Here is a 13,811-nt window from a genome sequence, read left to right on the forward strand (position 1 = left end):
TACAGTGAGAAATATTTCACACTGTATTGGCGGTTAACGTTATATCTAATATTCAGCTAAGTGGTTTTTTTCGTTTTGCGACCAAATGTGCGGCGACAAAATGTGACGAGACTGAACGATAATATGCCCGTGCCAATCAATGACACCAATGTAATCAATGCCACATAACTGGCTGGCATATTCAATCCATCGTGGAGTGGGCGAACAAAGCTGGCTATTCTGCCCGATATCGGTCTGTCGCTGTGGGTTAATGCAGATTCGATAACGCCTGTAGTATGGTTAATGCTGATCCGATCGGCTTCTCGTAACCATACGCCCGGATGCTCATCGAATTGAATCGAAAATATCTGTGCTACTGGTTTATGGCTATCAGACTGCGGTTTCTTACTCGGTTTTGAGCGTGGTTTGCTTACCGAAACTAACTCCGCATTTGGCCACACTTGTTGAGCACTGGTGAGTTGGCTTAACCAATTATTGCCCTGGCTTATCGGAAACGACTGAGCAACAGGTTTTTGATTTAACGCCCCAGTCCATAAGCTATTGTAGGTAATTAAAAACCCACTCACACACAATATAAATAATGGTATTGAGATAAACAGCCCTAACTGAATATGGCTTTTAAGCAAACTGCTTGAACGGGTATTTTTAGGTAACGTTTGTTTTAAACGAAAACCATTACGTACTCGCCACCATAAATACATTCCGATTAAAGTCACAATGCCGCCAGCCAAAGAAGCCCAGGCATTGATGTACTTGCCGCCGTTTTCGATTAAAAAATTACGATGTAACCAGAAGGCGGTTTCATAAAAAGGTAAATCGAATGAAGAGCGGCTTGCCAGTTCGTTTAGTTCATTATCTAAGGCAATGGCCTTACCGCGTGCACTTGCTTGAACATAAGGCGTGTGTTCAGTGGGGAAGCGCACCGAACTCATTTCTGGATAGAGTTCAAAAACGGCAGTGACCGTATTGGCTTTTTGCTCCAGTGTCATTGGTGCAAATGTTTGGCCTAAATTATCTGTGCGTTTTAATAAATCAACGCTGCCTAAATAAACCCCTGTCGTTAGTACAATTAGCATCGTAATACTAACCGTGAAACCTACCCAGTTATGAAACCATTTTAATGCTGAAACTATGTTCATATTATGTGCTCAAATTACATTACAAAAAGCTGATTTTATTGTGCTTTTAGATTGTGATAATGATGAAGAGAAATTGATGGTAATGATAATTAATCTCAATAAATTGTTCAATTAAATAAGTGTAAAGATCGCTGGCTAAATAGCCGTAAAAAATATTTTTTAACTGAAATCTTGAACTGAAACTGAGTATCAATGACAGCATGGCCGTTGACGTTTTATATGGGTAGGCTGCTTGTTGAGGCATACGGACAATAAGCAAAACTAAAAAACACATCGATTAAATTTTTAATCTATTGATTATTATGGGTAAAAAACTCCTGGCGGGCATGCCGGTTAAATTATTTGAGTAATCGTTCAAAACAAGCTTGAGCGATCGTTCAGTATGGTCTATAGTTATTTCAATTCGAAAACCTGATTCGAAAAACTTAGTTTAAAAAAGAATGCCCAAATTTATTAATCTATCCGAGGTAATATTATGACTTCATTTACTATCCATACCGTCGAAAGCGCACCACAAGAAAGTAAAGCCATTTTAGAGGGTGCTAAAAAGCAAATGGGTATGATTGCCAATTTATATGGTGTGTTAGCCGAGTCGCCAAGCACACTCAAAGCATACCAACAGTTACATCAATTATTTTCAGACACATCATTTGATGCTGAAGAGTTAACAGTAGTATGGCAAACCATTAATGTTGAAAACGAATGTACTTATTGTGTGCCAGCGCATACTGCAATTGCCCATTCAATGAAAGTTGATCCTGCAATTACAGAAGCGCTTCGTAATAAAACCGCTATGCCAACGGCTAAATTACAAGCGCTACACGATGCAACATTAAGCATTGTTCGTAACCGCGGTAATATTTCGACAGCTGAACTTGAAGCTTTTTATGCAGCAGGTTATGGCCAACAGCAAGTGCTAGAAATTATTTTAGGCTTGTCACAAAAAGTGATCAGTAACTACACCAACCATGTTGCAAAAACACCGGTTGATGACGTATTCAAAAAGTTTGCTTGGTAATATCTGTTATCGACAATCTGTTACCGACAAATCAGCCTTGATTGCTAATAGATTAAGGCATGACTCTTTAGTACCAATTTAGTACCAATGCCAGCGATATCGCAAATGGCATTGGTATTTTTTTGTGTGAATTAATTGATAAAGCCCAGCGCTAACGGCGCTGGGCTTTATCATTGGCGTTGTGAAGCCAAAATATGCGGCTTAGGTAATACATTGATAATGCGATTGTCAGCAGCGGTATTGCAAAATCGGCTCAGCAGTTATTCAATCTGCATTACCGACCACTGCAAGGTATTGAGTCGGGTAATACCGTGTTTATTACCGGTAAATACAGTGTCTCAGCAGCGATGCGCGAATTTGTAAGCCTGATTGAAATAGGATGATTTTTGCGTGTGTTTTACGGGTTAAACGTCATGCTAGCAAACTCCAATAAGCGTGGATGTTGTTAATATCGCATCATTCAACTTAGCGAGTGGCATCTTAACGGCAGCAAAAATCACAGTGGTTAATGATAACGCTGCTTTTTTTTGGGGCTTGCTGTCCTAAAATAGGTGTCTTAAATGATTGCAACATAACTTGGGTTTATATTTGCTGCATGCCTGTGAATGTTGATATAATAACGGGTTACAAAATTACCTATTTACAGACTTTTTTATCTCGCAATCAATGCCACATCGCCTGCAGGAATACCTATGATTAACCACTTTAGCGTACTGGGCGTCAGAGCCAATGCCAAAGAAGATGACATAAAAAAAGCCTATAAACGTTTATCGAATAAGTATCACCCAGACAAATTACTTGGGGCATCTGACGATGAGAAACAACAAGCATCAGTTCAGCTCCAACGAGTCAAAAAAGCTTACGAAGTGTTGTCAGATAAAAAGCAGAGAAGTGCTTTTATCAATGATTTTAACAACGTAATTGTTACCGATCCTGCAGCCGCTATGCGCGGATTGTGGGACGAATATTATTCCTGAGTATCTCATGGCTAAACATCTTAATATCTCACGCATTAATGAGCTAAAAAATAATGCCAATGACAATATAGAATCTTACAACGACCCTGATACGCCCAATGCACTGGCAAAGTTTACCAGCCAAATCAGAGAGATATTGTTGGCCGACCCAGGGATGCTAGATTCAGTCCCTGAATATTTACCTGTCGCGCTGTATGAAAGAGTTAAGTTCTCACCTGAGTCAAAGCGCCAATGGGCGCATTGGATTAGCTTGAATATTCACCCTGGCTGGGATGAATTTAAAACGACGATTGCGTTTAATAACGCCGATCTTCCTCTGGCGCTTGCGGTACGTAAATATAACGAAGATTTGCTTATCGAAAGTTGTGCCGTGGTGTATTTGTTAGAGACTCAGGGAGATACAGCACCCAAGCCTGACGAAGATGATTCTTATGGTCTTCATGAACGTGATGAAAACGATGAAGATGACACGGACTATGATAGCGATGAAGAAGGTTATTATGACCAATATGATGAGGATATCGAATGAACAGTCTCATTGAAATAACAGCCGCTGAAATACAAGAGCTGGCAAATGTTGAGCCTAAACAGGCCAGCAAGCGATTTGAATTGATTGCGACATCAATGTCAGATGATCAGTTAGTTGAAGTTATCGAGAAAATGGATATCGTCACGCTGACACAAATTAATAGTCAACATGATATTTCGTGTCCATCGATTATGTCTGAGTTAATGTCGCCAGAACAGATCCGCGACATTGTTTGTCAGCAGCCGCTTTATTGGGAAGAGAAAATCAAAAGTAATGCCGAAGAGTTAATGCATCATACCTTTGATTTTATGACTTATCTTATTCGAATCCAAGACAGTGAAGAGAAGCAAACTGCAATTTTAGAGTGTTTGGCCGAAGATCCAGCCGCGCTGTTTTATCTATCGATTCCGTTTATCGAGCTTATTTTAGGCGGTACCAGCAGTGATGACGAAGAGATAAACGACACTTTTGATGATGAAGCTGATGAAGAAACCGTGGGTTACTCAGATTGGCAAGCCGATGAAGAGGCTCACAGTCTTAGCATTGATGACCCTCGTAGTTTATTAGCATTGATCCGCGATCGCGCGCCTAATGTTGAAAAGGCGATTAAGAACATGCTGCGTAACACCGGCTCTGACTGGCAGTTAATTATCAGCCAGTTTGCCAGCGAGTTAGTGATACAGGCGAAAGAAAAGAACCAGGTCACCGACGAGTATGCTGAAGTTGATGACATGTTTAGCTTTCTTGATTAAGGGTTCTGCAAATGCAATTGGTATTACGTGACGAAAATCAGGGGCCCTATCTGAGTCGGGTGCTGGCTTATGGCCGAACCGAAGAATTGCTCAGTAATGATCAATTGGGACAGATCAAAGCGAAAGCCATTTTGATGAGCCTTAAGTTCGCTGATAAATTTTATAACAAGTATAAAATGCATTTGCTTGAAGAAGCCGCACAAGATGTCATTGGCATTGTTAGCATTGGTTTAATGGCATTATCCGACCAAAGTCAGGCTAATGCTATTCGGTTGCTATTGACTGATGACGGCGTAGTTAAGTCGTTCCAGAAGGGCTGGGGAATGTTAACTCAAGTGAGTCAACACAGGCTTCATGGTAAATCGGTTTACGGTGATGTGGATAAAGTGTTGCTTGATCAAGTCTCGAGTCCACCAGATTGTGACGAATGGCAAGGCTGGGCGTACTACCAAGAAGCATTAGCTGAGCATAATCGCCAGCAATCTATTAATGCCTTATTGGCTCAGTTCTACATTACCGGCACTTTTGATCCAATGGATTATATTAATCTAGAAAGTACTCTGGCAGAAGCTGTGTTGTATCGGATATTTTTTGACGGTAAAAAAGTCCGTCAAGATCTTAAACGACGTATGGTTAGCGTAGAACTTAAAGATGAATGGTTTGACCTCGAATTTATCGAGCAACAAACTAAGGCTGCCTTAGCTGAATTACCTAACGAGCTTGCTGATGCCATTCGTTTAGATTTAGGTAAGCATTTTAATGCTGCTTTATTACGCACGCTGCATTTCTCTCGTAGTTATCAAGAGTTGGCCATTCAAAATGCCTCTCCTGAACGATTGGAGCGCCTGGAATACAAAGAAGGCTTAATTGGTCTACTTGGTTGGCCAATTTATATCGACTTATAGTTGGGTTTTAGGAAGCTTGTGAGTGAGCAAGCTTCCTACATCCACTGGTTATTCCTACGATTATTCACTTCCAAATTACCCATCATGATAAAACCTCTCATTACCGTTATGTTGTACATCATTTATCGCCACTGTGTTAAATAGCTTACTTCGAGGTTTTTGTTGCAACTCTTTTCTTTCAAATTACACTCGTTGTAAACACGCCTGTTTCCCTATTCAACACTGACTTAATGGTTAACTTATTCATATATAAAACATATGTGGGTTGTATTTTCTGCTATCAGGTCGATACAGAGGTGTGGATAGTGTGGTGTAAAAGGTTTTAATGTTTACTGAAGCATTGTCTCGATGATTGATTACCAACTCATTTTTGATAATGTTTAGCTTTTGTGGTGGTTCATTGGCAGTCATAATCCCTGTAATATAAGGCATTGCTGATAAAGATAGTTAAAATCGGCTATATTCTAAAAAAGTGTTGTATGAGAATTCGCTTTGATCATGTGTACAAGGAAGAGACTTTTGGGTGTAGATATACTGCATAAAAAGTCGATAACGCAGCCGAAGGGTTCGGCTAAAAAACGTTTTATTCTTTGTTGAGCTATTACTTTGTTAAGCAACTAGTGCTTAGATTGCTTGGCTGCAATGCACTCACCGCCATGAGTACGTTTTTATTGAGAACGAATTTTAACCAATAAAAAACTATATTGAGGTCCAAGCATTTCAAAATAACTAATTTGGTTTGTAGTTGTGTATGGTATTGGTTTTGTGTCATATTTTACCATTAAGTTAAGTCGTTTTTACGTCATTGAAAGAGTGATGGTCGACAGCAATTGTTGGTAATGATATTGGCTAGCTAATTGATGGGGTTCAATTTACATCTGTTTTCCGTTAGTTGTTAACACGTTAATCGTTCTTTGGGCCGAGTCTACTGCCTATTCCACCCTTTTTATTTTATTGCTCCTAGGATCCAATATGCTGAGTAGTTTACGTGCTTATCGTTCGTCCATTATTTTACTGAGTGCCTTACTGCTGGGCGGATTATTTGGCGGGTTATTTCCTGAGTGGGCTATTAAGCTTAAACCTATTGGGCAAATTTTCCTCAATCTATTATTTATGATCATCGTGCCATTGGTCGCGGTGAGCGTGATGTCATCTATTGCTCACATGACCGATTTAAAGAAATTAGGCGCGATATTAGTGTCTATTATGGCGGTGTCGATTGTCATGGCGATTATTCCGTCTGTGGGCGTGGTGTTGTTGGCGTTAGCATATGATCCCGCGCAAGGGGTGACATTAGACTTAGCTAATACCGTAGAGGCAGCCTCTGGCAGTATGGATTTTGTCAGCTTATTAACCACCAATGATTTTGTTGGGCTGCTGTCTAAGTCGAATATTTTAGCCTTGATTATTATGTCGGTGATTGCTGGAGTTGCCATTGGCCAGTCTGGTGAAGACGGCCAAAAAGTCAGCCGCATGTTAGACAGTTTAAATACCGTTATTATGAAAGTGATTTCACTATTAATGTATGTTGCACCTATTGGTTTAGGGGCTTATTTTGCCGCAACCATGGCCAGCCAAGATACTGAGTTAATGGGCACCTTTGCCCGTGCGGTTGGATTGTTTTTTGTTGCTATGGCGCTGTATTTAACCGTGGGTTCAACCATCTATGCCTGGATTGGTGGTGGGGTAAAAGGGGTTAAGCAATTTTGGCAACACATGCTTGAGCCAGCCGTCACCGCTTTGGGCACCAGTTCATCTTTAGCCACATTACCGGTGACCATTCGCAGCGCCGCTAAAATGGGTCTAAATGAGCAAATTGCAGAGATTAGCTTGCCGTTGTTGGTTAATTTAAACAAAGGCGGTGCCGCTGCCATTACCGCGTTAAAGATTGTGTTTATTTATTCGTTATTAGGACTCGATTTCACCACCGACGTATTTATGCTGACCATTTTGATTTCGGTGTTGTCTGCATTTGTTATTGGTGGCGTACCGGGTGGGGCGTTTTTAGGTGAGATTTTTATTGTCACCACCTTAGGCTTACCAATGGAGGTTATCCCGATTTTAGTGGTGATAGGGGCGATTACCGATGCGGCATCAACCGTGATAAATGTGGTGCATGACTTAACCGCAACACAGATTATTGAGCGGATTAACGGCAAGCATTATCAAACAAATACCACTGAATAATTGATAACATATCTTGGAATACTCATCATTCCTCATGCTTGCAATGGAGCATCCAATAGCGCTTGAGCAACAATCCATTTTTTGGGTGCTTGGCTAAAAATATCAATAGTCTGGTCCATTGGGTTCAATGGACGTGCTGCTATTCTCAAAAAGCGGAATAAGTGTTTAAGATTGTGTTTTTTGTCACCATGATTAGGTTGCCAGTGCAGGCCACAATGATCCAATGTTGTCATTCAGTCAGCTGATTGAAAGCCCCTGATTATTGAATCGCAGTGCCTAGCAACGTATGATGCGTTTTTTGATTTAACCTCCAAGTCCTAATCCAAATACTATGCGCCATTTAACCACTAGCTATCATCCTGAAACGCCTCTCGATTTTATCAATCATAACCCATCGACCATGCTAACGCGTTTGGCCGCACGAGCGATTGTGTTGCGCGGTAATCAAATATTAATGTTATACACCAAGCGCTATCACGATTATTCATTACCTGGTGGTGGTGTTGATGACGGTGAGCATATTGAGCAGGGTTTAATTCGCGAGCTACTTGAAGAAACCGGCGCTCAGGTGATTGGTGATGTTATTCCGTTTGGTTTGTATCAAGAATATCGTCCGTGGCGCAGAGATGGCTTTGAGTCAGTGAACATGCTGTCTTACTGTTATGTGTGCAATATTGCTGACGAGCTTGGGGAAACCCAGTTTGAGGCTCATGAAATCAATAATGGCATGGTGCCAGTGTGGATGGATATTGATGCTGCGGTTCAACATAACCTCGACACCATGGCAAACAGCAACAAAAAAGGCCTCTCGATAGAACGAGAGACCTTTTTATTAAAACTGATTAAACAAGAACTGTTATAACGTTATGAATCTTTCATCAGTTTGTATTAATCAACTTGTATTAATCAGCTTATAACAATCAGCTCGTGTTAACTCACTGACGTTAAATAAGATTACGCGCGCACTTGACCAACACCACTCACTAGATACTTTTCTGTCGTGAGTGACTCAAGCCCCATAGGGCCGTATGCATGTAGTTTGCTGGTGGCAATACCAATTTCGGCGCCAAGACCCAGCTCACTGCCATCAGAGAAGCGCGATGATGCATTCACCATCACTACAGAGGCATCAACGGTGCGTTGGAACCGCGCTGCAGTTACGTCATTTTGAGTACAAATCACTTCAGTATGGTGGCTACCAAAACGACGGATATGGTTAATGGCGCCGTCAAAATCATCCACTTGCTTAATGGCAATTTCGAGGTCTAAATATTCCTGACCGAAATCGTCATCACCCATCACATTGCAAGCCGTAAAGTATGATTTTGCTTGCTGACATGCATTAATCGTTACTTTATGTTCAGCCAGTGCGATGGCGACTTTTGGTAAAAATTCGGCTGCAATATCTTTATGGACAATCAGTCCCTCTAGGGCATTACACACACCGGTACGTTGGGTTTTACCGTTAAGTAGTAATGATAATGCGATATCAAGATCAGCTTCTTTATCAATGTACAGATGACATACGCCTTTAAAGTGCTGAATAACGGGCACTTTGCTGTTGTCGGTGACAAAGTTAATAAGACCTTCACCACCACGTGGAATAATGACGTCGATATATTCACGTTGCTGCATTAGTTCGAGCATCAGTGCACGATCAGGATCTGGGATCACTGTGATTAACGCTGGCGGTAGCTGATACACTTCGAGCACTTTTTGTAAAATAGAGGCTATCATTTTGCTCGAATGTAACGCTTCTTTGCCGCCACGCAGGATGACGGCATTGCCTGACTTGAAGCACAGTGCGCCAGCATCGGCGGTCACATTTGGGCGAGCTTCATAAATCATGCATACCACACCTAAAGGAACACGCATTTTACGAATGCTTAAGCCATTAGGTCTGTCGCCTAAGTCACGTTGAATGCCCACAGGATCAGGTAGCGATGCCACTGTTTCAATGCCAGCGGCCATAGACTCAATACGTTCATTATTTAATGTTAAACGGTCTAACATTGCCGCGCCCATATCGGCACTTTCAGCGTTTGCTAAATCTAATAGATTAGCTTTAATGATTTCATCACTGTGTGCCCGAAGTGCACGTGCCATGTCTAATAAAATAGTATTTTTAACTTGTTCATCTAATACGGCAAGTGTTTGTGCTGCAATAGCGGCATTTTGAGATAAGGTCTTAATCAAGCTCATATTTGCTCCAAAATGGCGATGTTTTTGTCTGAAATCAATGGTCCGGTTTTCTGTTGCGCATTATTGGCAAACTCGCGGTCATCTTTATCAGAAATAAAGTGAAGTAAGCAACTACTGTAATTTGATTTGGCTTTTGCCAATTTAGTGCCATCGCCTTTGCGCACTAGTACAGTATCACCGACGGAAAAGTTGCCTCTAACGGCGACTACATCGTCACTGGTGAGTTGCGTATCATGTTCTTCAAGGTTGGCACTAAAGTCATTTTCGACAATGAGCTCACCTTGTACTTGAGAGGTATGTGTCATCCAATGTAGATGCTCTTGCATTGGTACATCATACGGGGTGAATAACGTACCCGGGTTTTGACCTTTTAAAAGCTGGTTAAAGGTGTCAGCGTCAAAACCATCCACAATCATGGTTTCAATTCCGTGTGAAATCGCTTTCTCAGCGGCTTCAATCTTGGTTAACATGCCACCAGTACCTACGCTGCTCGTAGCACCGCCAGCCATAGCATAAATCTCAGCATTAATTTCACTGACTTGCTTAATTAGCGTGGCATCTTCATGTAAATTAGGGTTTTTAGTATAAAGCCCTTTCACGTCAGAGCAGATAATTAACGCGTCTGCATCCGCTGCTGCGGCAACCATAGCTGATAAATTGTCATTATCACCCACACGCAACTTGGCAGCGGTAACAGCATCGTTCTCGTTGATAATGGGAAGTAAGCCATTGTCTAACAGGGTAAAAATAGTATTTTTAATGCTGATATAACGCTCACGATCACGTAAATCACCATGGGTAAGTAATAACTGCGCCGAAGGGAAATCAAATAACTTATCCCAAGTGGCCATCATATCGGCCTGACCTGCTGCAGCCATGGCTTTTTTAAGCGAAATACTTGGTTCTGCCGTCTCAGGGAATCGATGTCTACCAGCGGCAACTGAACCTGAAGATACCAATACAACTTGGCATCCTTGAGCGCGACATGTAGCTATAAATTGTGCAATACCCAATAGATAATGACTGCTACAACCTTGTTGATGAGGCGCAATAAGTGCACTGCCTACTTTAACGACAATGCGTTTCCAATGTGAAGTTGACATTATATTCTCTCGGTTATTTCTGCTCAGCTAATACGCGACCGGCTTCATGGAAGGTATCAATTGTTTTTTCGCAAGGATCGGTATCGATAGCACTAGTCACCCAAATGACAACACTGCTGACAATAAAGCCAGGGATCATTTCGTACATCACGCTCGATAACACTTTGCCGTCGGCAAGCACGGGTGCATATATCCAAAATAGCACTGTAGCAGCACCTGAAATAATGCCGGCAACGGCCGCTTTGTGGGTTAAGTTATGCTTGTAAAGGCTAAATAAGATTAATGGACCAAAGGCCGCACCAAATCCTGCCCAGGCATTACTGACTAGAGATAAAATACTGTTTGAACGGTCAAGTGCTAACAAGCTTGCTACTACAGCTACGCCTGCCACACCGTAACGGCCCATTTTCACCATTTCTTGTTCTGTCGATTCTTTCTTAGAAACTACACGATAAATATCTTCAGTCAGTGAGCTTGATGACACCAATAGCTGTGATGAAATGGTACTCATAATCGCCGCTAAAATGGCTGCCAATAAGAATCCACTGATCATCGGATGGAAAAGCAATTCAGAAAACACAATAAAGATGGTTTCAGGGTCGCTTAACTTCATGTCGAACTTATTTGCATAAGCGATACCCACAAGGCCGGTAGCCAGTGCACCAATAATGGTGACGGTCATCCAACTCATGCCAATTCGACGTGCAATTTTGATGTCTGATACTGAACGAATCGCCATAAAGCGAACAATAATGTGCGGTTGACCAAAGTAACCTAAGCCCCAAGATAAGCTAGAAATTAAGCCTAATAGGGTGACGTTTTGCATACCGTCAGAAAAGTGTGGAATAGACTCATAAGCAAAGTTCATCATTTTGTCTGCGCTGGAAAACTCTTGATAAGCCACTACAGGTACCAAGACTAATGCCACAAACATAATACAACCTTGAACAAAATCCGTTAGGCTCACCGCTAAAAAGCCACCTAATAAGGTGTATGACACAACGACACCTAAAGTAACTACAAGTCCTAATTCGTAACTTAAATCAAAGGCTGAAACAAACAATTTACCGCCAGCAACTAAACCCGCTGAGGTATAAAGGGTAAAGAAAATAACGATAATAACAGCCGCGATGATACGCACATTGCTGTTAGGTGCGTGGAAACGCTTAGCAAAAAACTCAGGGATAGTGAGTGCGTTATTTGCAACCTCGGTATATACCCTCAGCTTAGGCGCTACGACAAGGTAGTTAACCAAAGCACCAATTAATAAGCCCAGTGCAATGTAGATGGTTTCGAAACCCACCAAAAACATTGCTCCAGGTAAACCCATTAGCATCCAACCACTCATGTCAGATGCGCCAGCAGATAATGCAGTAACCTGCGGGCTAACCTTGCGGCCGCCAAGAATGTATCCAGATACGTCACTGGTAGACTGCTTATAGGCAAACAAACCAATGCCAAGCATGACCAGAAAATAGATAGCTAACGAAACGTAGGTTAAGTAATGCATGAACTACTGGCCCCCTAACGCTTTGTTATTTTGAATCCCATTAGGTTTCAACATGACAAAGAGATAGGTACTTAAAATAGCAAATAAGCACAGTAATTGTGTGGCGTCTTTCAGCTTGAGTACTGATTTATTCCAAACTTGTGTGATGAGATTTTCTTCCGTCTGAATGTCTGCTGACATTGTGCCCTCCTGAGCGTGTAAATCGTGTCGATCAATCATGTGATACTAACGAATAGGGATAAAAAGCAATAAAAAAACCACCTAATTAGTTAGTGGTCTAATTATATTAACACGATTCAGTGCTAAATTTCCAATCTAATACTCGGTGTTTAACTCTATACGAGGCTATTTCAACTTATTTTCCGAGGTATTGAGTCGAAGGTAAGCACAAGAAAAAATAAACCTATAGGGTTATATTGGCCATTCGCAGAGTGCAGTGATAAGGCTATTATATATGATGTAAAAGTGTATGAAGTTAGGTTGCCACTGAGTTGTGGCGGTATGGCTTAATTGTAAAGTGGATCGGTTTATGATTTTCTCTATTGACATAAATGAGGTTTATTGGTGATTTAATTGGTGTTTTGATATCAAGAAAACACTCTAAATATGAGTGCTAAATTAAATATTTATTGATCAAATTGTTACAGTTCAAATAATTTTAATAATAACTAAATAAAATTGTCATCTTACTTTAGCGTCACAGGCTCTACGTGGGCTACAACATTATAAATAGATAAAACCGTGGGTAAATATTGTGTTCACTCACATTTTTGATATTGGCGATTGCATTTAACTAGACGGTCAGTCTAATATAGCGGTATGAATACAAATACCCTAAAACCTCGTAGAGGCAGACCGCCAAAAGTCTCTAGAGAAAATCCAGATACTCGCGCTGCATTAATCCGCAGTGGCCTCGAACAATTAACTGAGCATGGATTTGCTGCGTCGGGGATTGAACCTATTCTCAAAAAAGTTGGCGTGCCGAAGGGCTCCTTTTACCACTATTTTGCCAGTAAAGAGGTGTTTGGTCAGGTTGTGTTACAACATTATGCTGACTATTTTTTGGCTAAACTAAAAACGCATTTGTTGGATGAGTCGAATGACCCTTTGGCTCGGATCCGCCATTTTGTTGCAGATGCTAAAGCCGGTATGACCCGTTATCAATTTAAACGTGGTTGCCTAGTGGGTAATTTAGGCCAGGAGATTGGCATGTTACCTGAAAGCTTTAGACCGCAATTAATTGCTATATTTGCCAGCTGGCAAAATTGTTTAGCAAAATGCCTTGAAGACGCTGTAGCGCAGGGGCAAATCGCTGCTGGTGCTGACTGCCAATTATTAGCAGAGAGCTTTTGGGTCGGTTGGGAAGGCGCTGTGAGTCGCGCTAAGTTAGTTGAACATGGCGCGCCGCTAGATAATTTCAGCGATCTTTTTATGGCGGCATTGCTAAAGTAGTTAGTTTGTTACTGAAGTAAACCTGCGTTTAGCTTGT

General features: G+C 41.4%; 14 protein-coding genes. 8 read left to right on the forward strand and 6 right to left on the reverse strand.

Annotated elements, in window-relative coordinates:
- Window positions 1-56: 56 nt before the first annotated feature.
- Window positions 57-1,139, reverse strand: coding sequence for a PepSY domain-containing protein (locus ACROAE_RS17655; RefSeq protein ID WP_432404354.1), 1,083 nt, complete (start codon window positions 1,137-1,139; stop codon window positions 57-59).
- A gap of 475 nt (window positions 1,140-1,614) precedes the next feature.
- Here ACROAE_RS17655 and ACROAE_RS17660 point away from each other — a divergent pair, with 475 nt between their 5' ends.
- From ACROAE_RS17660 to ACROAE_RS17685, 6 genes are all read left to right on the forward strand, one after another.
- Window positions 1,615-2,157, forward strand: coding sequence for a carboxymuconolactone decarboxylase family protein (locus ACROAE_RS17660; RefSeq protein WP_432404359.1), 543 nt, complete (start codon window positions 1,615-1,617; stop codon window positions 2,155-2,157).
- Between the two features lie 692 nt (window positions 2,158-2,849).
- Window positions 2,850-3,134 (forward strand): cold adaptation protein ActJcold adaptation protein ActJ, encoded by a 285-nt coding sequence (gene atcJ / locus ACROAE_RS17665; protein ID WP_432404362.1) that lies wholly within the window; start codon window positions 2,850-2,852, stop codon window positions 3,132-3,134.
- A 7-nt stretch (window positions 3,135-3,141) separates the two neighbouring features.
- A complete protein-coding gene (atcA, locus tag ACROAE_RS17670; protein ID WP_432404364.1) occupies window positions 3,142-3,663 on the forward strand; it encodes a cold adaptation protein AtcA in 522 nt (173 codons plus the stop codon).
- Window positions 3,660-4,415: a cold adaptation protein AtcB gene (gene atcB / locus ACROAE_RS17675; RefSeq protein WP_432404368.1), complete on the forward strand. Its 756-nt coding sequence runs from the start codon at window positions 3,660-3,662 to the stop codon at window positions 4,413-4,415. The genes atcA and atcB overlap by 4 nt, the downstream gene beginning before the upstream one ends.
- A gap of 11 nt (window positions 4,416-4,426) precedes the next feature.
- On the forward strand, window positions 4,427-5,320 hold the full coding sequence (gene atcC, locus ACROAE_RS17680) for a cold adaptation protein AtcC (RefSeq protein WP_432404373.1): 894 nt from the start codon (window positions 4,427-4,429) through the stop codon (window positions 5,318-5,320).
- A gap of 972 nt (window positions 5,321-6,292) precedes the next feature.
- The gene (locus ACROAE_RS17685) at window positions 6,293-7,507 is read left to right on the forward strand and encodes a dicarboxylate/amino acid:cation symporter (protein WP_432404376.1); all 1,215 of its coding nucleotides are present in this window, start codon (window positions 6,293-6,295) and stop codon (window positions 7,505-7,507) included.
- A 32-nt stretch (window positions 7,508-7,539) separates the two neighbouring features.
- Here the strand turns inward: ACROAE_RS17685 and ACROAE_RS17690 are convergent, their stop codons facing one another.
- Entirely contained in the window at window positions 7,540-7,740 is a 201-nt protein-coding gene (locus tag ACROAE_RS17690; RefSeq protein ID WP_432404380.1) for a hypothetical protein, read from the reverse strand.
- A gap of 98 nt (window positions 7,741-7,838) precedes the next feature.
- Here ACROAE_RS17690 and ACROAE_RS17695 point away from each other — a divergent pair, with 98 nt between their 5' ends.
- Window positions 7,839-8,369 (forward strand): NUDIX hydrolase, encoded by a 531-nt coding sequence (locus ACROAE_RS17695; RefSeq protein ID WP_432404383.1) that lies wholly within the window; start codon window positions 7,839-7,841, stop codon window positions 8,367-8,369.
- Window positions 8,370-8,461: 92 nt separating this feature from the next.
- Here ACROAE_RS17695 and ACROAE_RS17700 read toward each other — a convergent pair whose 3' ends face one another.
- From ACROAE_RS17700 to ACROAE_RS17715, 4 genes are read right to left on the reverse strand one after another with little or no spacing between them, the layout of a single operon-like run.
- Entirely contained in the window at window positions 8,462-9,709 is a 1,248-nt protein-coding gene (locus tag ACROAE_RS17700) for a glutamate-5-semialdehyde dehydrogenase (RefSeq protein WP_432404388.1), read from the reverse strand.
- Window positions 9,706-10,812, reverse strand: coding sequence for a glutamate 5-kinase (proB, locus tag ACROAE_RS17705; protein WP_432404391.1), 1,107 nt, complete (start codon window positions 10,810-10,812; stop codon window positions 9,706-9,708). The genes ACROAE_RS17700 and proB overlap by 4 nt, the downstream gene beginning before the upstream one ends.
- A 13-nt stretch (window positions 10,813-10,825) precedes the next feature.
- Complete coding sequence (gene putP, locus ACROAE_RS17710; protein ID WP_432404395.1) at window positions 10,826-12,322, reverse strand: sodium/proline symporter PutP; 1,497 nt, start codon at window positions 12,320-12,322, stop codon at window positions 10,826-10,828.
- A gap of 3 nt (window positions 12,323-12,325) precedes the next feature.
- On the reverse strand, window positions 12,326-12,502 hold the full coding sequence (locus ACROAE_RS17715) for a hypothetical protein (protein WP_432404398.1): 177 nt from the start codon (window positions 12,500-12,502) through the stop codon (window positions 12,326-12,328).
- 639 nt (window positions 12,503-13,141) lie between these two features.
- Between ACROAE_RS17715 and ACROAE_RS17720 the strand changes: the two genes are divergently transcribed.
- Window positions 13,142-13,774: a TetR/AcrR family transcriptional regulator gene (locus ACROAE_RS17720; RefSeq protein WP_432404401.1), complete on the forward strand. Its 633-nt coding sequence runs from the start codon at window positions 13,142-13,144 to the stop codon at window positions 13,772-13,774.
- The last annotated feature ends 37 nt before the right edge of the window (window positions 13,775-13,811 follow it).

The organism is Shewanella sp. MF05960 (assembly GCF_050849305.1).
Lineage (GTDB): Bacteria > Pseudomonadota > Gammaproteobacteria > Enterobacterales > Shewanellaceae > Shewanella.

Excerpts from the sequence above, each read along its gene's own strand:
- ACROAE_RS17685 (WP_432404376.1), top strand. The coding sequence starts at position 6,293 with ATGCTGAGTAGTTTACGTGCTTATCGTTCGTCCATTATTTTACTGAGT.
- proB (WP_432404391.1), bottom strand. The coding sequence starts at position 10,812 with ATGTCAACTTCACATTGGAAACGCATTGTCGTTAAAGTAGGCAGTGCA.
- ACROAE_RS17695 (WP_432404383.1), top strand. The coding sequence starts at position 7,839 with ATGCGCCATTTAACCACTAGCTATCATCCTGAAACGCCTCTCGATTTT.
- ACROAE_RS17715 (WP_432404398.1), bottom strand. The coding sequence starts at position 12,502 with ATGTCAGCAGACATTCAGACGGAAGAAAATCTCATCACACAAGTTTGG.
- ACROAE_RS17660 (WP_432404359.1), top strand. The coding sequence starts at position 1,615 with ATGACTTCATTTACTATCCATACCGTCGAAAGCGCACCACAAGAAAGT.
- ACROAE_RS17690 (WP_432404380.1), bottom strand. The coding sequence starts at position 7,740 with ATGACAACATTGGATCATTGTGGCCTGCACTGGCAACCTAATCATGGT.
- ACROAE_RS17720 (WP_432404401.1), top strand. The coding sequence starts at position 13,142 with ATGAATACAAATACCCTAAAACCTCGTAGAGGCAGACCGCCAAAAGTC.
- atcA (WP_432404364.1), top strand. The coding sequence starts at position 3,142 with ATGGCTAAACATCTTAATATCTCACGCATTAATGAGCTAAAAAATAAT.
- atcB (WP_432404368.1), top strand. The coding sequence starts at position 3,660 with ATGAACAGTCTCATTGAAATAACAGCCGCTGAAATACAAGAGCTGGCA.
- atcJ (WP_432404362.1), top strand. The coding sequence starts at position 2,850 with ATGATTAACCACTTTAGCGTACTGGGCGTCAGAGCCAATGCCAAAGAA.
- putP (WP_432404395.1), bottom strand. The coding sequence starts at position 12,322 with ATGCATTACTTAACCTACGTTTCGTTAGCTATCTATTTTCTGGTCATG.
- ACROAE_RS17700 (WP_432404388.1), bottom strand. The coding sequence starts at position 9,709 with ATGAGCTTGATTAAGACCTTATCTCAAAATGCCGCTATTGCAGCACAA.
- atcC (WP_432404373.1), top strand. The coding sequence starts at position 4,427 with ATGCAATTGGTATTACGTGACGAAAATCAGGGGCCCTATCTGAGTCGG.
- ACROAE_RS17655 (WP_432404354.1), bottom strand. The coding sequence starts at position 1,139 with ATGAACATAGTTTCAGCATTAAAATGGTTTCATAACTGGGTAGGTTTC.